This is a genomic window from Microbacterium sp. 11MF, from assembly GCF_000383475.1.
GTDB lineage: Bacteria > Actinomycetota > Actinomycetes > Actinomycetales > Microbacteriaceae > Microbacterium > Microbacterium aquilitoris.
In genome coordinates this window covers 634,444-654,120 of record NZ_KB911459.1, presented here as the reverse complement: position 1 = coordinate 654,120, position 19,677 = coordinate 634,444, and the positions used below count along the sequence as shown (strand labels likewise).

The window sequence follows — 19,677 nt, the reverse complement described above, 5'->3', positions numbered from 1 at the left end:
TCAGTTGTTGAAACGGAACTCGACGACGTCGCCGTCCTGCATGACGTAGTCCTTGCCCTCGAGGCGCGCCTTGCCCTTGGCGCGAGCCTCCTGGACCGAGCCGGTCGCGACGAGGTCCTCGAACGAGATGACCTCGGCCTTGATGAAGCCCTTCTCGAAATCGGTGTGGATGACGCCCGCAGCCTGCGGCGCCTTCCAGCCCTTTCCGATGGTCCAGGCACGGGCCTCTTTGGGGCCGGCCGTCAGATACGTCTGCAGGCCCAAGGTGTCGAACCCGACGCGGGCGAGCTGGTCGAGGCCGGATTCCTCCTGACCGGTCGACGCGAGCATCTCCGCGGCGTCCTCCGGGTCGAGCTCGGCGAGCTCCGACTCGATCTTCGCGTCGAGGAAGACGGCCTGAGCGGGCGCGACGAGGGCGGCGAGTTCCGCCTTGCGGGCAGCATCCATCAGGACGGCCTCGTCCACGTTGAAGACGAAGATGAACGGCTTGGCGCTGAGCAGGCCGAGCTCGCGAATGGGGGCGAGGTCGATGCCGGATGCGGCGAGGAGCTCACCGCGCTGGAGGGCGTCCTGCGCGGCCTTCGCGGTCTCGAGCACCGAGGGGTCGAGCTTCTTGCCGCGGACCTCCTTCTCGTACCGCGTGATCGCCTTCTCGAGCGTCTCGAGGTCGGCGAGCTGGAGCTCCGCGTTGATCGTCTCCATGTCGTTCTTCGGGTTCACGGCCCCGTCGACGTGGACGACGTCGTCGTCGGCGAAGCCGCGGACCACCTGCGCGATGGCGTCGGCCTCGCGGATGTTGGCGAGGAACTTGTTGCCGAGGCCCTCACCCTCGCTCGCACCGCGGACGATGCCGGCGATGTCGACGAACGAGACCGTCGCGGGGAGGATGCGCTCCGAGGAGAAGATCCCGGCGAGCACGTCCAGACGCGGGTCCGGCAGGTTCACCACGCCGACGTTCGGCTCGATCGTCGCGAACGGGTAGTTCGCCGCGAGCACGTCGTTCTTGGTGAGAGCGTTGAAGAGGGTGGACTTGCCGACGTTGGGCAGTCCGACGATTCCGATGGTGAGAGCCACGGGCATCCACTCTACGCGGCGGGCGGGCCGCCGCCGTGCGGTCCGCCGGTCCGGACCGGCGGCGGCGCGCCTCCGCATCCCCGTCGGGATCGGCGGTGAAGGTGGATCACATGGGCCTGGACTTCACCGCGATCGACTTCGAGACGGCGAACTCCTCGAACGCCTCGGCCTGCGCGGTGGGGCTCGCCCGGGTCCGCGACGGCCGCGTCGTCGCCTCCGAGGGCTGGCTCATCCGCCCTCCCGCGGGTCACGACCGGTTCTTCGAGATCAACGTCGGCATCCACGGCATCCGAGAGAGCGACGTCGCATCAGCCGCGACGTGGGTCGAGCAGTTGCCGCGCCTCCTCGACTTCGTCGGCGACGACATCCTCGTCGCCCACAACGCGGGGTTCGACATGCGGGTGCTGCGCAGCGCCTGCGAGGTGACGGGACACGTCGCCCCGCCCGCGCGCTACCTGTGCAGCCTGCACGTGGCACGGAAGACCTACGACCTGCCGTCCTATCGCCTGCCGTTCGTCGCGGCGGCCGCCGGTCACCTCGACTTCGCCCACCACGACGCGACCGCCGATGCCCTCGCGTGCGCACAGATCGTCATCGATGCGGGCGCGCGAGCCGGCGCCGGCGACCTCGTCGAGCTCGCGATGCTGCTCGGCGTCCGCATCCCGCAGATCCCGCAGCCGGTTCCCGCCTCCGCGTCCTGAGGCCCTGCCGCCGCGCGGCGACGGGGCGATGTCCGACCCCTCGGGCACGATGAACGTCATGGATGCCGCTTTCGCCACCGTGCTCGCCGTGATCTGCCTGATCGCCGGCGCCCTGGCCGCCGGCGCGTTCGTCGCCGCTCGTGAAGCGAACCGCCGCACGGACCTGCAGGCGCGCGCCTCGGCCGCCGAGGCGGCACGTGACGCGCTGCAGACCCAACTTGACCAGCAGCGGGCTCTTCACCGAGAGGTCACGAGCCGGGTGCACGCCGAGCAGGCGGCTCGGGACGAGCGGGAGCGTCGCGAGCAGACGGTGCTCCGCGCCCTCGCCCCCGTGCAGGAGACCCTGACGGCAATGCAGCAGAAGGTGGATCACCTCGAACGCGACCGGCAGGAGCAGTTCGGCTCGCTCGCCGAGCAGCTGCGACGGTCGCGGGAGTCGGACGAGGCGCTGCGAGCCACGACGGAGTCGCTGGCGGGCGCCCTCCGCTCCAATGGGACGCGCGGTGTCTGGGGCGAGACGCAGCTGCGCCGCATCGTCGAGTCCGCCGGCCTCACCCGCTACGTCGATTTCGACACGCAGGCCTCGATCTCCTCCGACGCCGGCAGCGGTCGCCCCGACCTCATCGTGCGCCTCCCCGGCGAGAAGGCCCTGGCCGTCGATGCGAAGGCGCCGTTCGACGCCTATCTCGAAGCCAGCGCGATCCCCGTCACGGCGGTGGGCGAAGAGGGTGCACGGCGCAGTCGCCTGCTCGCGAAGCACGTCGCCGCGGTCCGCGCCCACATCGACGCTCTCGCGAAGAAGCGCTACTGGGCGGGGATGCCGTCGAGCCCCGAGTTCGTCGTCTGCTTCATCCCGAGCGAGTCCCTCCTCGCGGCCGCCCTCGAAGAGGATCCCGCCCTGCTGGAGTACGCGTTCGGACGGAGGGTCGCGCTCGCGTCCCCCGTGAACCTCTGGGCGGTCCTCAAGACGGTGGCCTACACGTGGACGCAGCAGGACGTGTCGACCGAAGCGCGCCGGCTGTTCGATCTGGGCAACGAGCTGTACCACCGGCTCGGGTCGCTCGCCGGCCACGCCGACGACCTCCGCCGCGCCATCGAACGGACCGTCGACAGCTACAACCGCTTCGCCGGCTCCCTCGAGACGCGGGTGCTCGTCAGTGCACGGCGGTTCCCCGGCATCGACGACACCCAACTCGACACGCTGTCGACACCGCGTCCCATCGAATCCACGACGAGACGACTGACCGCTCCCGAACTCCTCGACGGAGTCGAGCGCGGTGACGGTTCCGCGCACACGTCGGCCGACCTCGGTGCTCTCCGCGACCGGCTGACCGACGAGGGTGAGCTCAGGAGGGGAAGAACGTCATGAGGCCGACGACGCCCAGCGACACCGCCACGAACGCGCCGATCATCCACCATGCGCTGATCTCGTGCCCGGGAGGCATCCGTCGACGCAACAGCACATCCGGACGACGTGCGGGGTCGTCGATCACCGGGATCTGAGCCGTCACCGGACGCGGCCCCGCTGTCGTCTGCCCCACGACCGGGATCTGTCCCGTCGGCGTGACGGGCAGGTGACCGGTGAGCGAGAGCTGACCCGTGCGCGGATCGCTGGATGCGGTGGACATGTGGACTCCTGAGGGGCGGTGGCGAGTGCCGGGGATCTCTGACACCACGGCCCATTGTGCCAGAGGCCTCGTCCGTGATCCTGGGTTGACGCCCGGCGCGTGTCTGCTATCCAGTCGCCCGGCGAGCGATCCGACTCAGAGCCACTTCGAGGTGAGGTGCTCCGACGAGATGCGGCGAAGCGTCCCGGATGCCCCGCGGAGCACGACGCTCTCGGTGTAGACGAAGTCACCCGCGCGACGCACCCCCGCCACGAGTTCGCCGTTGGTGACGCCCGTCGCGACGAAGAGCGTGTTGTTGCCGCGGACGAGGTCATCAGCTTCGTAGACGTGGTCGTCGAGCTTCAGGCCCGCGTCGATCCCGCGCTGCTTCTCGTCGTCGTCGCGCGCCCACAGACGACCTTGGATGTGGCCGCCGAGCGCCTTGATGGCGCAGGCGGTGACGATGCCCTCGGGGCTGCCGCCGACACCCACGCACATGTCGGTGCGCGCGTTGTGGCGCGCGGCGTTGATGCCGCCCGCGACGTCGCCGTCGCTCATGAGGCGCGTGCCGGCACCGGCATCCCGGATCTCCTCGATCAGCCGGGCGTGCCGGGGACGGTTCAGCACCGAGACGACGAGCTCGTCGACGGGCTTGTCGAGCGCTTTGGCCAGGCGGCGGATGTTCTCCGCGATCGGCAGGCGGATGTCGACCACTCCGACACCCTCGGGACCCGTCACGATCTTGTCCATGTAGAAGACGGTCGAGGCGTCGAGCATCGCTCCGCGGTCGGCCACGGCGATCACCGAGAGGGCGTTGTTGCGTCCTTCCGCGGTGAGTGTCGTGCCGTCGATCGGATCGACCGCGATGTCGCACTGCGGCCCCCGCCCCGTGCCGACACGCTCGCCGTTGAAGAGCATCGGGGCGTTGTCCTTCTCCCCTTCGCCGATCACGATGACACCGTCGAAGTTCACCGTGGTGAGGAACGCCCGCATGGCGTCGACGGCGGCGCCGTCGGCGAGCTCCTTCTTCCCTCGTCCGATGAACGGAACGGATCGGATCGCGGCTGCCTCGGTCGCGCGAACGAGCTCCAGCGCGAGGTTGCGGTCGGGATGCAGCGGACTCATGTCGGCAGTCAGGCTCACCATGGGCTCAGCCTAGGACCGTTGCCGCCGCCGACCACGTGTTTCCCGGCCTCGCCTGATGAAGGAATGCGGAATCTTTCCGATCCGGAAGGGAGGCTGTCTTCTGGGCGAGCGTGCCGGCTCGGGAGGGAGCGGCATCCCTTCGATAGAGTTGCGGTGAATCACTGACTTTCCCGAGGAGCTGACATGCCCGTCGCCACACCCGACCAGTACGCCGACATGCTGGACCGCGCGAAGGCAGGCGGCTTCGCCTACCCCGCGATCAACGTCTCGAGCTCGCAGACCATCAACGCCGTCCTCCAGGGCCTGACCGAGGCCGGCTCCGACGGCATCCTCCAGGTCACCACCGGCGGCGCGGACTACTTCGCCGGCCACACGGTGAAGGGTCGTGCGACCGGCGCCCTGGCGTTCGCCAAGTACGTCACCGAGGTCGCAAAGAACTACCCGATCACGGTCGCCCTCCACACCGACCACTGCCCGAAGGACGCCCTCCCCGGCTTCGTGCTGCCGCTCATTGAGGCCTCCGAGGCCGAGGTCAAGGCGGGCCGCAACCCGATCTTCCAGTCGCACATGTGGGACGGCTCGGCGGTTCCCCTCGACGAGAACATCGAGATCGCACGGGACCTGCTCCCCCGGATGAAGAACATCAACGCGATCCTCGAGATCGAGGTCGGCGTCGTCGGCGGCGAAGAGGACGGCGTCCAGCACGAGGGCTCGAACGACGCGCTCTACACGACCGTCGCCGACGTGACCAAGGCCGTCGAGGCCCTCGGTCTCGGCGAGAACGGCCGTTACATCTCGGCCCTCACCTTCGGCAACGTGCACGGTGTCTACAAGCCGGGCGGCGTAAAGCTCCGCCCCGAGCTCCTCGGTGAGATCCAGGAAGGCATCGCCGCGCACTTCGGTACCGGCCCGAAGCCCCTCGACCTCGTCTTCCACGGCGGCAGCGGCTCGTCGGACGATGAGATCGCCACCGCGGTCGCCAACGGCGTCGTGAAGATGAACATCGACACCGACACGCAGTACGCCTTCACCCGCTCGGTCGCCGGCTTCATGCTCGCCAACTACGAGGGCGTCCTGAAGCTCGACGGCGAGGTCGGCAACAAGAAGCAGTACGACCCGCGCGCGTGGGGCAAGGTCGCCGAGTCGGCGATGGCGCAGCGCGTCGTCGCCGCCACGCAGCAGCTCGGCTCGGCGGGCAAGTCGCTCGGCGTCTGACCTCCCTCGTACGACGAAGCCCCGGTTCTCTGCGGACCGGGGCTTCGTCGTGCGGAGCGTCAGTAGGAGGCGGTGCCCAGGACGTCGCGCGGGTAGAGCTCGTAGCGCACCCCGTCCACGGCGAACGCCGTGTGGAGGTGCGGCCCGGTGGAGCAGCCCGTCGAGCCGACCGAACCGATCCGCTGCCCGGCCGCCACGGACTGGCCGGTCTTCACCGAGAACGCGCTGAGGTGGGCGTACACCTGCTCGAAGCGGTGGCCGTCGACGGTCGAGGTGACGACGACCTCCTTCTGCTTCGTCTTGTTCGGAGCCCACGAGGGGCATCCGCTCGTGATCCACACCTCGCGCACCGAGACCGTGCCGCCGCGCATTGCGTAGATCGGCGTCCCCGTGGGAGCGGCGATGTCGTCGCCGCTGTGGCCGGCGTAGGTGGTGAACTTCCCGTTCGGGCGCAGCGGGTACGCCCAGCCGTAGCGCCCCGGGACGGATGCCGCGGCTCCCGTCGCGTCCGGCAGCGCCGCCATCTTTTCGCTCGTCCACACATCGTCGCCGTTGCCGTCGACCAGGCGCAGGACACCGTCGTTGCCGAGCACGGCGCCCGTGGCTCCGAGGCCGGCCGTCCGCGAGCTCCAGAGCACGACGTCGTACTGGTTCAGCAGGAGGAGTTCGCCGTCCTTGGTGAACGAGAGCCGGCCGTCGAAGGCGAACGTGGTCCTCGCGGTCCTCGTCAGTGCGTATCCGCGGGTGAGGCCGACGTTGCCGTCGCCGAGGATGCCGAAAGCGGAGCGACCGTCGGGAGAGGTCAGCTTCACTCCGGGCCGGAGCATCGTCCCCGGGGTCATGGATGTCCCAAGCGACCACGACACGGACCGCGCTGCGGACGTCTTCGTGACCGGCCGATGGTTCGCGCGGTACGCCGTCACCGAGACGGACACCGACCGCCCGGCGACCCCGGTCGGCACTTCCCAGCTCGTGCCCGTCGCACCGTCGACGGGGTTGCCGTCGACGCGCCACTGGACGCCGAACTGCGTCGGCGCAGGCTGCCAGGTGCCGGTGTTCACCCGGAGCACACCGCCCGCGGTCGCGGAACCGGAGATCGTCGGCGTCGGCGTCGTCGTGAAGGAGGCGAGGACAGCGACCCCGCCTGACGTCCGGGACGCGGTCGTGTACCCGGACTTCACGCCCGTCACGCGGACGGACACGGTCGTGCCCGCATCGGCGGCCACCATCCGGTAGGTGCGAGCCGTCGCTCCCGGGATCACGCCGCCGTTGCGCAACCACTGATACCCGACGGTCACGCCCGCGGGCGTCCACGTCCCCGGGTTCGCCGTCAAGGTTCCCCCGACCGTTCCCGCCCCCGAGATGGTGACGCCCGACGGCGCGCCGAGGACGCGCTCGACCGTGACGCCGCTGCTCGAGCGGACGAGCGACGTGTATCCCGCCTTCGACACGGTCACGCGGACGGAGACCGAGGCCCCGGCATCCGCGGAGACGAGTGCGTAGGTCGACGCCGTGGCTCCCGGGATCGCCGCCGTGCCGCGCAACCACTGATAGGTCAGGACGACCGGGGCGGGCCCGAAACCGGCGACCGCGGCGGTCAGCGTGCGGCCGACGGCGGGAGCACCCGTCACGGCCACGGTGCCGGGCGTCAGCGCGGCGGCTGTCGCTGCGGGGGTGGCGATCGGGGCCGGCGTCGCCGCCGTCGCCGCCGCCGACGGCGAGGCGAGCAGCATCCCGACGGTGCAGGCCACGGCGATGGCGGTGGAGGCGAACCTCCGGTGTGTGCCGGTCACAGTTCCCCTCCCGAGATGAGCGCGCGAGGGAGAACCCGCAGCAGCCGTAAAAGTATCAGGCAGGGAAGGCGTTCTCCAACCGTCCGGAGCGGCGGTCGGGGCCGCCGGCCTCAGGAGGTGAGCGCCAGTCCGCGGACGAGCCCCGGGTCGCCGAACAGCGGCACGACGAGGCAGACGCTGACGATGACGAACGTCACGATCGCTCCCACGAGCGGGATCCACCAGCTCACTCGCCCGCGTGCGAGCGACCACCACGACAGAACGGCGGTGAGCACCCACCCGACGGCGAACACCGTCGCGCCGACGCCGCCCCACAGCGCGCCCTGCGCCGTATTGGTGAACTCGCCCTCGACGCCCGCGACCTCCATCCACGTCTTCGCGAACGCGGTGAAGTCGACGAGTTGCGGGATCGCGCTCACGACGGTGACGAGCCCGTACACCAGGAGCGCGACGGTGATGATGCGGTCCGCCGTCCGGGTCGGGCGCGCCGCGACAGTGGTGGCGGGAGCCGTCGGCGGATGCGGGGCGTCGACGGGTGCCGGCGCTGCCGGCTCGGGCTGACGGATCGCCGCCCGCTGCTGCTCGGGCGTCGCGTACTCCCCGTACTGCGGTCGCGGTCGGGGTTCCTCGCTCACGAGCGGTTCCGTCCCCCGAGAGCGCGCTCGTCACGGCGACCTTCGAGGTCCTGACGCAGTTCCTTCGGGAGCGAGAACATGAGGTCCTCCTCTGCGGTCTTCACCTCGGCGACGTCGCGATAGCCCGCTCCGGCCAGATCCTCGAGCACCTCGGTCACGAGGACCTCGGGAACGGATGCGCCGGACGTGACGCCGACCGTCTCGACACCGTCGAGCCACTCCTGCTTGATCTCGTGCGAGTAGTCGACGCGGTAGGCCGCCTTCGCGCCGTACTCGAGGGCGACCTCGACGAGACGGACGCTGTTCGAGGAGTTCGCCGAGCCGACGACGATCACCAGGTCGGCATCCTGAGCGACCTTCTTGATCGCGACCTGGCGGTTCTGCGTCGCGTAGCAGATGTCGTCCGACGGCGGGTCCTGCAGGTTCGGGAACCGTTCGCGCAACCGACGGACCGTGTCCATCGTCTCGTCGACCGACAGCGTCGTCTGCGAGAGCCAGACGACCTTGTCGGGATCCTTCACGACGACGCGGTCCGCCTCGTCGGGCGAGTTCACGACGGTGACGTGATCCGGTGCCTCCCCGGCGGTCCCTTCCACCTCTTCGTGGCCGTCGTGTCCGATGAGGAGGATCTCGAAGTCGTCGCGGGCGAAGCGGACGGCCTCACGGTGGACCTTCGTCACGAGAGGGCAGGTGGCGTCGATCGCCTGCAGTCCGCGGTCCGCGGCGGCGTTCACGACGGCGGGCGACACCCCGTGCGCGCTGAAGACGACGTGCGCACCCTCGGGGACTTCGTCGACCTCGTCGACGAAAATCGCGCCCATCGACTCGAGCTCGGTCACGACGTGGATGTTGTGGACGATCTGCTTGCGGACGTAGACGGGGGCGCCGTACCGCTCCAGCGCCTTCTCGACGGCGATGACGGCACGGTCGACACCCGCGCAGTACCCGCGGGGTGCGGCGAGGAGGACGCGCTTGGCGCCCTGGACGGGAAGATCGACGAGCCGCCCGCGGGCTCCCGGGATCCGGGGCATCGGCAGCGAAACGGCAGGTGAGGTCACCCCTTGATTGTACGAACCCCGGGCTGGGTGGGGGACGTGTGCGCCAAGATGGGTCACCGTGACGACTTTCCAGACCGAGGCGGGTGCCGTCCCGCCGCCGGATGCGGTGCACCCGCGGGACTCCTCCCCCGACACCCCGACTTCGGTCTCCCGTCTGAACGAGACCATCCGCGACTTCGTGCAGAAGTGGGGCGCGGTCTGGGTCGAGGGCGAGATCACCGCGTGGAACCTCCGCGGTGGTCACGTCTTCGGACGATTGAAGGATGCCTCGGGCGACGGCATGCTCTCGTTCCGCATGTGGTCCTCCACGCTGCAGCGCACCCCCGGCGACCTGAAGATCGGCGACCGTGTGGTCGCGTGCGTCAAGGCCGACTACTTCGTGAAGACGGGCGACTTCAGCTTCACCGTCTCCGCCATGCGTCACACCGGTCTCGGGGATCAGCTCGAGCGGCTCGAGCGACTACGCGCGACGCTCCGCTCAGAGGGTCTCTTCGACCCGGCACGCAAGCAGCCGCTTCCGTTCCTGCCCCACGTCATCGGGTTGATCACGGGTGAGCGCAGCGACGCGGAGAAGGACGTCCACCGCAACGCGGAGCTGCGCTGGCCGCACGTCCGGTTCCGGACGATCCATGCGGCCGTGCAGGGCGACCGCTGCGTCCCCGAGACGCTGGCCGCACTCCGCGAGCTGGACGCCGATCCCGAGGTCGACGTCATCATCATCGCCCGCGGCGGCGGCGATCCGCAGACCCTGCTCGGCTTCAGCGACGAGAGGCTCGTCCGCGCGGTGGCCGCGGCATCCACCCCCGTCGTCTCCGCCATCGGACACGAGAACGACCACCCCCTCCTCGACGAGGTCGCCGATCTCCGGGCCTCCACGCCGACGGACGCCGCCAAGCGGGTCGTGCCGGACGTGTCCGAGCAGCGGGCCCTCGTGCAGCAGTTGCGGAGCCGCGCTCGCACCCGGCTGACCCAGCGTGTCGGCCACGACATCGCCGCGCTCGCCCAGCTGCGCTCGCGCCCGGTCCTGCGGGATCCGGAGTCCCTGCTGACCGGCCGCGCGCAGGAGATCGTCGCGCTGACGTCCCGCGGTCGCGACGTCATGACCCGCAGATGGGATGCCGCGGCCCGCTCGACCGCTGAGCTCCGGGCATCCCTCCGCGCCCTCTCCCCCGGCGCCACCCTCGACCGCGGCTACGCGATCGCGCACCTCCCCGACGGCGGCATCGTCCGCGACGCGGAGCAGGCGCCCGCGGGGACCGACGTCGTCGTGACGGTGGGGCGCGGCTCGTTCGCGGCGCGCTCGGCGGGCGAGATCGCCGAGACGGGGGCGGATGCCGCTCCCTCCGCGATCTAGGATGGGAGCCATGACGAGCGACGCGGGTGATGTCTCGAGCCTCACTTTCGAGCAGGCCCGCGACGAGCTCGTCCAGGTCGTCGCGAAACTCGAGCAGGGGTCGCCCACGCTCGAGGAGTCGCTCAGCCTGTGGACGCGCGGCGAGGCCCTCGCGGCGCGCTGCGAGGAATGGCTGCTGGGCGCCAAGCGGCGGCTCGACGAGGCGCGCCCCGACGGCGGGACCGCGTCCTGATGGCCAAACCCCGCGTCGTCGCCGAGCTCGGCCGGCCCGAAACGCCGGACGAGACCGCAGCCCGCAAGGCCGCGTCGTCGCAGCGCTACCGGTCCAGCAAGACCTTCCGCAACCTGATCGCCGCGCTCATCGTCTGCCTCGGCATCATGGCCGTGGTCTACCTCGGCGTGCCACGGGGCACCCCCGCCGACACCCCCGAGGCGGATGTCCCCGCCGCGGCAGCGGCGGCCGAGAAGACCGTCGGACGCGGTGTGATCGTCCCCGAAGTGCCCGGATCGTGGCGTGCCAACTCCGCGCTCGTCGACGGCGGTGAGTGGCGCATCGTGTACGCCCCGTCGAGCGGCTACGTCGAGGTCACCCAGGCGTTCGACCCGCCCGCGCAGTGGGTGTCGCGAGAGCTGGGCGGCTACGCACCCACCGGCACGTCGACCATCGACGGCATCGAGTGGGACGTCTACGACCTGCCGTCGTCGGTGGAGAAGATCACCTACGCCCTGTCCACGACCATCGGCTCCGACACGGTCGTCATCGGCCTGGCCGAGTCCACCGACCAAGGCGCCGCCACGACGGTCGCCGAGAGCCTCGGCGACCAGATCCGCACCCTGAGAGAGGAGGCGCGATGAGCGAGAACCCCCGCCCGTCCGACGTCTGGTCCGCCATGCTCGCCGGCAACCGCCGATTCGTCGCCGGAGAGCCCCAGCACCCCCGACAGGATGCGGAGCGTCGCCATGAACTGGCGCACGTGCAGCGTCCGACCGCGGCCCTGTTCGGCTGCTCCGACTCCCGACTCGCGGCGGAGATCATCTTCGACGAGGGACTCGGCGATCTGTTCGTCATCCGCAACGCCGGGCAGGTGATCTCCGACTCCGTGGTCGGCAGTCTCGAGTACGCCGTCGCCGTCCTGGGTGTGCCGCTGATCGTGGTCCTCGGGCACGACGAGTGCGGCGCCGTCCGCGCCGCCATCGAATCGACGGCTCCCGACGCGCCCGCCCTCCCGGCCGGCATCTGGCGCCAGGTCGCACCGATCGTTCCCGCCGTCCGCCGCGTCCTGCAGGCCACCCCCGGCTCGAGTGCAGCGTCGGTGGATGCCGAGGAGGTCGGCCGCGAGCACCTGCGCGACACCGTCGCCGGCATCCTGCACTCCTCCGAGCTCATCAGCGACGCCGTGGCCGAGGGACGCGTGGCGGTGGTCGGGGCGAACTATCGCCTGGCCGACGGCACCGCGATCCCCGACGTCGTCGTCGGCGAAGCCGGCTGACGCCCCCATCCCCCTTCCGCAGACACGTGAAACGAGGACGTGAACGACATGACTGACGAGACCGACTACCGCATCGAGCACGACACGATGGGTGAGGTGCGCGTGCCGAAGGACGCGCTCTACGCCGCGCAGACCCAGCGCGCCGTCGAGAACTTCCCCATCTCGGGCTCGGGACTCGAGTCGACGCAGATCGCGGCCCTGGCGCGCATCAAGAAGGCCGCCGCGCTGGCCAACAAGGACCTCGGCACCCTCGACGGCTCGATCGCCGACGCGATCGCCTGGGCCGCGGACGAGGTCGTCACGGGCGCCTACGACGCGCAGTTCCCGGTCGACACGTACCAGACCGGTTCGGGCACCTCGTCGAACATGAACATGAACGAGGTCCTCGCGACCCTCGCGACCCGCAAGCTCGGTTCGAGCGTTCACCCGAACGACCACGTCAACGCGTCGCAGTCGTCCAACGACGTGTTCCCTACGTCGGTGCACATCGCCGTCACCCAGGCCCTCATCGACGACCTGATCCCCGCCCTGGACCACCTCGCCGTGGCCTTCGAGGAGAAGGCGCTGGCGTGGAAGAGCGTCGTCAAGAGCGGCCGCACGCACCTCATGGACGCGACACCGGTCACCCTCGGTCAGGAGTTCGGCGGCTACGCGCGTCAGATGCGTCTCGGCATCGAGCGCGTCCAGGCCGTCCTCCCGCGCGTCGGCGAGGTCCCCCTCGGCGGCACCGCCGTCGGCACGGGCATCAACACCCCCCTGGGCTTCCCGCAGAAGGTCATCGAGCTCCTGGCCGCCGAGACCGAGCTGCCGATCACCGAGGCCAAGGACCACTTCGAGGCGCAGGCCAACCGCGACGGTCTCGTCGAGGCATCCGGGGCACTCCGCACCATCGCCGTCTCGCTCACGAAGATCAACAACGACATCCGCTGGATGGGGTCGGGACCGAACACCGGCCTTGGAGAGCTGCACATCCCCGACTTGCAGCCGGGGTCGTCGATCATGCCCGGCAAGGTCAACCCCGTCGTCCCCGAGGCGACCCTGATGGTCGCCGCCCGCGTCATCGGCAACGACGCGACGGTCGCCTGGGCCGGGGCATCCGGCTCGTTCGAGCTCAACGTCGCGATCCCCGTGATGGGTACGGCGCTGCTCGAGTCGATCCGGCTGCTCTCCAACGCCATGCGGGTCCTCGCCGACAAGACGGTGAGCGGGCTCGAGGCGAACGTCGAGCGCGCCGCCGCATACGCGGGGATGTCGCCCTCGATCGTGACCCCGCTCAACAAGCTCATCGGGTACGAGGCTGCCGCGAAGATCGCCAAGCACTCCGTCGCGAAGGGCATCACCGTCCGGGACGCCGTGATCGACCTCGGCTACGTCGAGCGGGGCGAGCTGTCCGAGCAGCAGCTCGATGAGAAGCTCGACCTCCTCTCGATGACCCACCCGGGTTGATAATCGGAGCGTGAACAGCGCCGCCGCACCACCGCGACGGGGCACGCCGGGACTCGGGATCCTTCTCGCGGTCGCCGCAGCGGGCCTCGTCGGCGTGGGCGCGGCGGCGTTCGTCGTCGTGCTGCTGGTCGCCCCGGCCGCCGCCGGGTGGACCGCGCTGATCTGGGCGATCGCCACGGTCCCCGCCCTGGCGGGCGTGGGTGTCGTGGGCTGGGCGGTCCTCGAGCGCCGAGGGCTGGCCGCACTGGCCGCCGGCGACACGGTGGAAGGCGCGTTCGAGGCCCAGCAGCGGTTGCTCGACGATGTGCGTCACGAACTGAAGACGCCCATCACGATCGTCCGCGGCCACCTCGAGATGATGGATGCCGCGGACCCGGACGACGTCGAGGCGATCCGCGCGCTCGGCATCGCCGAGCTCGACCGTATGACCCGCCTCATCGGCGACATCGACGTGCTGGCGGCCGTCGAGGGCGGACAGCTCTCCACGGGCGAGGTGGACCTCGCCGCGCTCACCCAGCGGGTCTTCGAGATGGTCGGGGTGATCGGCGACCACGACTGGCGCGTCGAGCAGGGTGCGGATGCGGTGATCCGCGCCGACGGCGATCGTCTGCTGCAGGCGTGGGTGCAGCTCGCCGACAACGCCGCCAAGTACTCCCCCACCGGCACGGTGATCGAGATCGGGAGCGCCGTCCACGCCGCCGGAGCGCAGCTCTGGGTGCGCGACCACGGCCCCGGCATCCCGCCCGCCGTCCGCCACCGGATCTTCCGCCGCTTCGACCGCGGAACGGGCAAACGACATGTCGGCGGCTCGGGTCTGGGCCTGGCGATCGTCGACGCGATCGCGAAGGCCCACGGCGGGTACTGCGCCGTCGCCGACACCCCCGGCGGCGGTGCTACGTTCACCCTGGAGATACCCATCGGCACCCGGGGGGCGCTGCCGTCACCCATCCGCGCCGGCGATGTTCTGCTGCAGCGAGAGGCCACTGAATGACCCGCATCCTGATCGTCGACGACGAACCGCACATCGTGTCGCTCGTCTCGCGCGCCGTGCACGCGGAGGGGTTCGAGGCGGTCGGCGCCGAGGACGGACCCGACGCCCTCGAGATCGCGCTCTCGGGCGACGTCGACCTCATCGTGCTCGACGTCGGACTGCCCACCATGGACGGGTTCGACGTCCTCCGCGAGCTCCGCGGCGCGGGCCACACGACGCCGGTGATCATGCTCACCGCGCGGAGCGGGACGAACGACACGATCGAAGGATTGGATGCCGGGGCCAGCGACTACGTCCCGAAGCCCTTCGCGGTGGCCGAGCTCATGGCACGCGTGCGGTCCCGGCTGCGCGACAGTGCCGCGAGCGCTCCCACCTCGCTCACGCGCGGAGACGTCACGCTCGACATCCTGTCTCGCCGAGCCACCGTGGCCGGCCGTGAGGTGGAGCTGTCGTCGCGCGAGTTCGCCCTCGCCGAGCAGTTCGTCCGGAACGCGGGCGAGGTCCTCACGCGGGAGGTCCTGCTGAGCCGGGTGTGGGGCTTGGACTTCGACCCGGGATCGAACGTCGTCGACGTCTACGTGCGGTATCTGCGCGCCAAGCTCGGCGCCGACCACATCATGACGGTGCGCGGCGAGGGCTACCGCTGGGAGTGACATGTCCGACACACGACGCCCCCGGTCCGTCGGCCGGGGGCGTCGTGGCGTGCAGGATGCGGCTCAGCTGAGTTCGCCGGCTTCCAGCAGGTCCGTCACGAGTGCGGCGATCGCCGAACGCTCCGACCGCACGAGCGTGACGTGGCCGAACAGGTCGTGGCCCTTGAGGGTCTCGATGACCGACGCGATGCCGTCGTGGCGTCCCACCCGCAGGTTGTCGCGCTGTCCCACGTCGTGGGTGAGCACGACGCGGGAGTTCTGCCCGATGCGGCTGAGGACGGTCAGCAGGACGTTCCGCTCGAGCGACTGCGCCTCATCCACGATGACGAAGGCGTCGTGGAGGGAGCGGCCGCGGATGTGCGTGAGCGGCATGACCTCGAGCATCCCCCGCGCGACGACCTCCTCGAGGACGTTGCCGGTGACGACGGACCCGAGGGTGTCGAACACCGCCTGACCCCAGGGGTTCATCTTCTCCTGCTGGTCGCCGGGCAGGTAACCGAGCTCCTGTCCGCCGACCGCGTAGAGCGGGCGGAAGACGATGATCTTCTTCTGCTGCTGCTGCTCGAGGACCGACTGGAGACCTGCGCAGAGGGCGAGCGCGGACTTGCCGGTGCCGGCGCGTCCGCCGAGCGAGACGATGCCCACCTCGGGGTCGAGGAGCAGGTCGATCGCGATCCGCTGCTCGGCCGAGCGGCCGTGCAGACCGAACACGTCGCGATCACCGCGGACGAGCTTGTACGAGCCGTCGCCGGTGACCCGGCCGAGCGCGGATCCGCGCTCGGAGTGGATCACGAGGCCCGTGTTCACGGGGAGCCCGCGCACGTCCTCGCTGACGCCGATCTCGCTGTCGTAGAGGTCGCTGACCTCGTCGCCCGACAGGTCGATCGACGCGATCCCCGTCCACCCGGAATCGACCGCCTGCTCGGCGAGGTACTCCTCGGCGTGGAGGCCGAGGGAGGCCGCCTTGACGCGCATCGGCAGGTCCTTCGAGACGACCGTGACGGACTGCCCCTCCTGGCTCAGGTGCATGGCGACCGAAAGGATGCGGGTGTCGTTGTCGCCCAGCCGCATCCCCGCGGGGAGGACGGTCGGGTCGGTGTTGGTCAGCTCGACCCGGAGTGTGCCCTCGTCGCCGACGGGGACGGGGAAATCGAGCCGACCGTGCTCGACGCGCAGCTCGTCCAGGTGACGCAGCGCCTGGCGGGCGAAGTACCCGATCTCGGGATCGTGGCGCTTGCGCTCCAGCTCGGTGATCACGACGACCGGCAGCACGACGGAGTGCTCGGCGAACCGGAACAGTGCCCGCGGATCGCTCAGGAGGACGGAGGTGTCCAGCACATAGGTGCGGAGGTCCTGATCCTCGGCCCCCTCCATGGACTCGTCCTGGTAACGCTGCTTCTCAGGTGCTCGTGTGGCCACAACCCACTCCCGCCCCGGGTGGGAACCCACCCGGCAGTCACGAGTCGACCAGGGGTCACGAGTCGTGAGAGGCCGACCCGAACGGACGCTCTGCCCGTTGGGATGAACGTAGGCTCCCCCGGCGACACTCCGGGGCCACGACACGCCGCCTGATGTGTCCGACGTGTGAACTCTCCGTGTCGAGTGCACCGGCGGCATCCGCCCGTGTCGATCTCAGCTGCCGAAGCGCCGATCCCGGTCGCCGAAGTCGCGGATCGCGCGGAGGAAATCGACCTCGCGCAGGTCCGGCCCGAGCGCCTCGACGAAGTAGAACTCGCTGTGCGCGGACTGCCACAGCAGGAAGTCGCTCAGGCGCTGCTCCCCCGAGGTCCGGATCACGAGGTCGGGGTCCGGCTGACCACCGGTGTACAGGTGCTCGCCGATCTGCTCGGGGGTGAGGCTCTCGGCGAGCTCCTCCAGGGAGCCGCCCTTCTCGTTGTGCTTCGCGATGATGCTGCGGACGGCGTCGACGATCTCACCGCGGCCGCCGTAGGCGACCGCGAGGTTCACGTGGAGTCCGGTGTTCTCCCGGGTGCGCGCCTCCGCCGTCCGGAGGCCGTCGGCGAGGTCGGACGGCAGCACCTCGGCGCGACCGACGTGCTTCACGCGCCATCCCGGCTCGTGCGAGAGGGTCTCGGCGAGGTCGGCGATGATCTCGATGAGGTCCGTGAGCTCCTGCGAGTCGCGCTTGACGAGGTTGTCCGTCGAGAGCAGGTAGAGCGAGACGACCTGGATGCCGAGCTCGTCGCACCAGCGCAGGAACTCGTGCATCTTCGCGGCACCGGCGCGGTGGCCGTGCGACACGGTCGTGTACCCGAGCTGGCGGGCCCATCGGCGGTTGCCGTCGATCATCATCGCGACGTGGTGCGGAACCGTGCCCGCCTCGATCTCGCGCCGCAGCCTCGAGCTGTAGAGGCGGTACAGCAGTCCGCGTCCTTGGGTCGAAGGGGCGCGGGTCACAGGGCTACGCTACTCCGGCCGGGCGATCGGAGTGGGAGGGGCGCGTATTCAGCCGCCGGTATGACGGCGCGCGTAGGCTCGGGGACGTGACCCGAAACCTTCCCGACGACGGAGCCGAGATGCCTCAGCTGCCCCTCCTCGAAGCGGCGGCGGTCGACGAACAGGTCGAGATCAGACCCACCTGGCGCGGGTGGGTCCACGCGGGCACATTCCCGGTCGCGATCGTCGCGGGAGTCGTCCTGATCGCGCTCGCGCAGGGAGCCCCGGCGAAGTGGGCGGCCGCCGTGTTCATGGTGACCTCGCTGCTGCTCTTCGGCAACTCCGCGCTCTACCACCGTTTCGACTGGGGCCCGCGGACCAAGATCGTGCTCAAGCGCATCGATCACGCGAACATCCTCCTGCTCATCGCGGGGACGTACACGCCGATCGCCACCCTCGCCCTCGCCCCCGGTCAGGGGACGCTGCTGCTCGTCCTGGTGTGGTCGGGCGCCCTGCTCGGCATCCTGTTCCGGGTGTTCTGGATCAACGCGCCGCGCTGGCTCTACGTCGCGCTGTACCTGCTGCTCGGCTGGGCCGCCGTCATGTACCTGGGCGACCTGCTGCGCGCGAGCGTCGCGATGATGTTCCTCGTGATCGTGGGCGGACTGCTCTACACCGGCGGTGCGATCGTCTACGCCCTGAAGCGCCCCAACCCGTGGCCGGGGCACTTCGGGTTCCACGAGATCTTCCACGTCTGCACGGTGCTGGCGTTCCTCTGCCACTGGACCGCGTGCCTGTTGATCTCGCTGTCACCGCTCAGCCCCTCGCTGGGCCTCCCGGCGTGAGGTCCTCGGGTCCCTCCTCGTCGCGGGGCGCGACCTCTCCACGAGCTGCTGCCTCCTCGGCATCCAGCATCTCGTTGACGTCCGACCGGTACTGAGCACGGCGGATGCGGCGCAGCATGTCGATCGCCAGGAGGACGATCACGATCGCCACCACCGCGATGGCGACGAATCCCGCGATACCCGGCGTCACCAGCTCGGCGGGCGGTCCGGTCGGGGTGGGAGACGGGGTGGCTGCGAGCCCTCGCAGATCCGGCATGTGACCTCATTCCTCAGCCAGAGCGAATAGCCTGGGATCCCAGCCTAGAACGGATGCCGCATGACCCTGACCGACGTCGACCGCAAGCTCGCCGAGCGGTACGGGCGCACCCGGTCGACGGCATCCCGCCGCATGACCTGGGTTCTCGTCGGTGTCGTCGCCGTCGCCGCGACAGGTCTTCTCGGCTGGTCGACCGTGTCGAATGCGATCAACTCGGTGGACGCCGACTCGACCGGGTTCGCCGTCGTCGACGAGCACACCGTCGAGGTCCGATTCCAGGTGTCGATCAGACCCGACACCAAGGTCGCGTGTGCGCTCGAGGCGCAGGACCCGGATCACGGCATCGTCGGGTTCAGAGTCGTCGAACTGGAGTCCTCGGACGACCACACCCGCGCCCTGACCGAACGCATCCGCACCACGGCCGAAGCCACGACAGGTTTTGTCCGCTCCTGCTGGATCCTCTAAGCTGGGATTTCTCGCGCCCCGGTGACTTGCCGGGGCGTTTGGCTTACCCATCGACCGCACCGGGAGATCACGTGTCCGAGACGTTCCTGACCCAGGAGGCCTACGACCGCCTCGCCGCCGAGCTCGAAGAGCTCTCGACGACGGGCCGCGAAGAGATCGCCAAGCGCATCGAGGCCGCCCGCGAAGAAGGCGACCTCAAGGAGAACGGCGGCTACCACGCGGCGAAGGACGAGCAGGGCAAGCAGGAGGCGCGCATCCGCACGCTCCAGCAGCTGCTGAAGGACGCGAAGGTGGGCGTCGCGCCCGAATCCGACGGCACGGTCCTGTCGGGAACCGTCGTCACTGCGATCGTCGCCGGCGGCGAAGAGGTGTTCCTCCTCGGCAACCGCGAGATCGGCGCGAACAGCGAGCTCGACGTCTACAGCGAGGCATCCCCCCTCGGCGAAGCCATCATGGGCCTGCGCGAGGGCGAGAAGACAAGCTACACCGCCCCGAACGGCAAGGAGATCTCCGTCGAGATCGTGAAGGTCGAGACCTACACCGGTCAGTGA

At 70.0% G+C, this 19,677-nt stretch carries 22 protein-coding genes; 13 read left to right on the top strand and 9 right to left on the bottom strand.

What is annotated here, in order from left to right:
* The gene (ychF, locus tag H286_RS0103140) at positions 1 to 1,074 is read right to left on the bottom strand and encodes a redox-regulated ATPase YchF (protein ID WP_018188314.1); all 1,074 of its coding nucleotides are present in this window, start codon (positions 1,072 to 1,074) and stop codon (positions 1 to 3) included.
* Positions 1,075 to 1,184: 110 nt separating this feature from the next.
* On the opposite strand from ychF, the gene H286_RS0103135 reads away from it, so the two are divergent.
* Together H286_RS0103135 and rmuC are read left to right on the top strand one after the other, a co-directional pair.
* On the top strand, positions 1,185 to 1,775 hold the full coding sequence (locus tag H286_RS0103135; protein ID WP_020097073.1) for a 3'-5' exonuclease: 591 nt from the start codon (positions 1,185 to 1,187) through the stop codon (positions 1,773 to 1,775).
* A 28-nt stretch (positions 1,776 to 1,803) separates the two neighbouring features.
* The gene (gene rmuC, locus H286_RS0103130; RefSeq protein ID WP_020097072.1) at positions 1,804 to 3,144 is read left to right on the top strand and encodes a DNA recombination protein RmuC; all 1,341 of its coding nucleotides are present in this window, start codon (positions 1,804 to 1,806) and stop codon (positions 3,142 to 3,144) included.
* Here rmuC and H286_RS0103125 read toward each other — a convergent pair.
* Positions 3,122 to 3,403 (bottom strand): hypothetical protein, encoded by a 282-nt coding sequence (locus H286_RS0103125; protein ID WP_018188317.1) that lies wholly within the window; start codon positions 3,401 to 3,403, stop codon positions 3,122 to 3,124. The two genes, rmuC and H286_RS0103125, sit on opposite strands and share 23 nt — an antisense overlap.
* Positions 3,404 to 3,538: 135 nt before the next feature.
* Positions 3,539 to 4,528 (bottom strand): class II fructose-bisphosphatase, encoded by a 990-nt coding sequence (gene glpX, locus H286_RS0103120; RefSeq protein WP_020097071.1) that lies wholly within the window; start codon positions 4,526 to 4,528, stop codon positions 3,539 to 3,541.
* Between the two features lie 183 nt (positions 4,529 to 4,711).
* Between glpX and fbaA the strand changes: the two genes are divergently transcribed.
* The gene (gene fbaA / locus H286_RS0103115; protein WP_018188319.1) at positions 4,712 to 5,743 is read left to right on the top strand and encodes a class II fructose-bisphosphate aldolase; all 1,032 of its coding nucleotides are present in this window, start codon (positions 4,712 to 4,714) and stop codon (positions 5,741 to 5,743) included.
* A 59-nt stretch (positions 5,744 to 5,802) separates the two neighbouring features.
* On the opposite strand, the gene H286_RS15200 is transcribed toward fbaA, so the two are convergent.
* The 3 genes from H286_RS15200 to H286_RS0103100 form a co-directional block, all read right to left on the bottom strand.
* Entirely contained in the window at positions 5,803 to 7,536 is a 1,734-nt protein-coding gene (locus H286_RS15200) for a peptidoglycan DD-metalloendopeptidase family protein (RefSeq protein WP_018188320.1), read from the bottom strand.
* A 110-nt stretch (positions 7,537 to 7,646) separates the two neighbouring features.
* Positions 7,647 to 8,171, bottom strand: a complete 525-nt coding sequence (locus tag H286_RS0103105) for a DUF6264 family protein (protein WP_018188321.1) — start codon at positions 8,169 to 8,171, stop codon at positions 7,647 to 7,649.
* The gene (locus H286_RS0103100; protein WP_020097070.1) at positions 8,168 to 9,202 is read right to left on the bottom strand and encodes a 4-hydroxy-3-methylbut-2-enyl diphosphate reductase; all 1,035 of its coding nucleotides are present in this window, start codon (positions 9,200 to 9,202) and stop codon (positions 8,168 to 8,170) included. Before H286_RS0103100 ends, H286_RS0103105 begins: the two co-directional genes overlap by 4 nt.
* Before the next feature lie 85 nt (positions 9,203 to 9,287).
* Between H286_RS0103100 and xseA the strand changes: the two genes are divergently transcribed.
* Genes xseA through H286_RS0103065 form a run of 7 tightly spaced genes read left to right on the top strand, consistent with a single transcriptional unit; the run spans position 9,288 to position 15,163 of the window.
* A complete protein-coding gene (gene xseA, locus H286_RS0103095; RefSeq protein WP_020097069.1) occupies positions 9,288 to 10,583 on the top strand; it encodes an exodeoxyribonuclease VII large subunit in 1,296 nt (431 codons plus the stop codon).
* A 10-nt stretch (positions 10,584 to 10,593) separates the two neighbouring features.
* Positions 10,594 to 10,815, top strand: a complete 222-nt coding sequence (locus H286_RS0103090) for an exodeoxyribonuclease VII small subunit (protein ID WP_018188324.1) — start codon at positions 10,594 to 10,596, stop codon at positions 10,813 to 10,815.
* The gene (locus tag H286_RS0103085) at positions 10,815 to 11,438 is read left to right on the top strand and encodes a DUF4245 family protein (protein WP_020097068.1); all 624 of its coding nucleotides are present in this window, start codon (positions 10,815 to 10,817) and stop codon (positions 11,436 to 11,438) included. Before H286_RS0103090 ends, H286_RS0103085 begins: the two co-directional genes overlap by 1 nt.
* Positions 11,435 to 12,073: a carbonic anhydrase gene (locus H286_RS0103080; protein WP_018188326.1), complete on the top strand. Its 639-nt coding sequence runs from the start codon at positions 11,435 to 11,437 to the stop codon at positions 12,071 to 12,073. Before H286_RS0103085 ends, H286_RS0103080 begins: the two co-directional genes overlap by 4 nt.
* A 48-nt stretch (positions 12,074 to 12,121) precedes the next feature.
* Entirely contained in the window at positions 12,122 to 13,519 is a 1,398-nt protein-coding gene (locus H286_RS0103075) for a class II fumarate hydratase (RefSeq protein WP_028497376.1), read from the top strand.
* Positions 13,520 to 13,529: 10 nt separating this feature from the next.
* On the top strand, positions 13,530 to 14,510 hold the full coding sequence (locus H286_RS0103070; protein WP_018188328.1) for a sensor histidine kinase: 981 nt from the start codon (positions 13,530 to 13,532) through the stop codon (positions 14,508 to 14,510).
* Positions 14,507 to 15,163, top strand: coding sequence for a response regulator transcription factor (locus H286_RS0103065; RefSeq protein WP_018188329.1), 657 nt, complete (start codon positions 14,507 to 14,509; stop codon positions 15,161 to 15,163). The genes H286_RS0103070 and H286_RS0103065 overlap by 4 nt, the downstream gene beginning before the upstream one ends.
* 63 nt (positions 15,164 to 15,226) lie before the next feature.
* Here H286_RS0103065 and H286_RS0103060 read toward each other — a convergent pair whose 3' ends face one another.
* Together H286_RS0103060 and H286_RS0103055 are read right to left on the bottom strand one after the other, a co-directional pair.
* Positions 15,227 to 16,537: a PhoH family protein gene (locus H286_RS0103060; protein WP_018188330.1), complete on the bottom strand. Its 1,311-nt coding sequence runs from the start codon at positions 16,535 to 16,537 to the stop codon at positions 15,227 to 15,229.
* Between the two features lie 258 nt (positions 16,538 to 16,795).
* Complete coding sequence (locus H286_RS0103055) at positions 16,796 to 17,581, bottom strand: isoprenyl transferase (protein ID WP_018188331.1); 786 nt, start codon at positions 17,579 to 17,581, stop codon at positions 16,796 to 16,798.
* Between the two features lie 119 nt (positions 17,582 to 17,700).
* On the opposite strand from H286_RS0103055, the gene trhA reads away from it, so the two are divergent.
* Positions 17,701 to 18,405 carry a PAQR family membrane homeostasis protein TrhA gene (trhA, locus tag H286_RS0103050; protein WP_028497375.1) on the top strand — a complete coding sequence of 235 codons (705 nt, stop codon included), beginning with the start codon at positions 17,701 to 17,703 and terminating at the stop codon, positions 18,403 to 18,405.
* On the opposite strand, the gene H286_RS0103045 is transcribed toward trhA, so the two are convergent.
* A complete protein-coding gene (locus H286_RS0103045; protein ID WP_020097065.1) occupies positions 18,377 to 18,661 on the bottom strand; it encodes a hypothetical protein in 285 nt (94 codons plus the stop codon). The two genes, trhA and H286_RS0103045, sit on opposite strands and share 29 nt — an antisense overlap.
* A gap of 60 nt (positions 18,662 to 18,721) precedes the next feature.
* On the opposite strand from H286_RS0103045, the gene H286_RS0103040 reads away from it, so the two are divergent.
* Entirely contained in the window at positions 18,722 to 19,126 is a 405-nt protein-coding gene (locus tag H286_RS0103040; RefSeq protein ID WP_020097064.1) for a DUF4307 domain-containing protein, read from the top strand.
* A 71-nt stretch (positions 19,127 to 19,197) separates the two neighbouring features.
* Positions 19,198 to 19,677, top strand: coding sequence for a transcription elongation factor GreA (gene greA / locus H286_RS0103035; protein ID WP_018188335.1), 480 nt, complete (start codon positions 19,198 to 19,200; stop codon positions 19,675 to 19,677).

Bases quoted from the DNA above. Each gene is read 5' to 3' on its own strand.
- H286_RS0103100 (WP_020097070.1), bottom strand. From the start codon at position 9,202: ATGCCCCGGATCCCGGGAGCCCGCGGGCGGCTCGTCGATCTTCCCGTC.
- H286_RS0103080 (WP_018188326.1), top strand. From the start codon at position 11,435: ATGAGCGAGAACCCCCGCCCGTCCGACGTCTGGTCCGCCATGCTCGCC.
- fbaA (WP_018188319.1), top strand. From the start codon at position 4,712: ATGCCCGTCGCCACACCCGACCAGTACGCCGACATGCTGGACCGCGCG.
- H286_RS0103085 (WP_020097068.1), top strand. From the start codon at position 10,815: ATGGCCAAACCCCGCGTCGTCGCCGAGCTCGGCCGGCCCGAAACGCCG.
- H286_RS0103060 (WP_018188330.1), bottom strand. From the start codon at position 16,537: ATGGAGGGGGCCGAGGATCAGGACCTCCGCACCTATGTGCTGGACACC.
- H286_RS0103065 (WP_018188329.1), top strand. From the start codon at position 14,507: ATGACCCGCATCCTGATCGTCGACGACGAACCGCACATCGTGTCGCTC.
- H286_RS0103045 (WP_020097065.1), bottom strand. From the start codon at position 18,661: ATGCCGGATCTGCGAGGGCTCGCAGCCACCCCGTCTCCCACCCCGACC.
- H286_RS0103040 (WP_020097064.1), top strand. From the start codon at position 18,722: ATGACCCTGACCGACGTCGACCGCAAGCTCGCCGAGCGGTACGGGCGC.
- glpX (WP_020097071.1), bottom strand. From the start codon at position 4,528: ATGGTGAGCCTGACTGCCGACATGAGTCCGCTGCATCCCGACCGCAAC.
- rmuC (WP_020097072.1), top strand. From the start codon at position 1,804: ATGTCCGACCCCTCGGGCACGATGAACGTCATGGATGCCGCTTTCGCC.
- H286_RS0103075 (WP_028497376.1), top strand. From the start codon at position 12,122: ATGACTGACGAGACCGACTACCGCATCGAGCACGACACGATGGGTGAG.
- trhA (WP_028497375.1), top strand. From the start codon at position 17,701: ATGCCTCAGCTGCCCCTCCTCGAAGCGGCGGCGGTCGACGAACAGGTC.
- H286_RS0103125 (WP_018188317.1), bottom strand. From the start codon at position 3,403: ATGTCCACCGCATCCAGCGATCCGCGCACGGGTCAGCTCTCGCTCACC.
- H286_RS0103135 (WP_020097073.1), top strand. From the start codon at position 1,185: ATGGGCCTGGACTTCACCGCGATCGACTTCGAGACGGCGAACTCCTCG.
- H286_RS0103090 (WP_018188324.1), top strand. From the start codon at position 10,594: ATGACGAGCGACGCGGGTGATGTCTCGAGCCTCACTTTCGAGCAGGCC.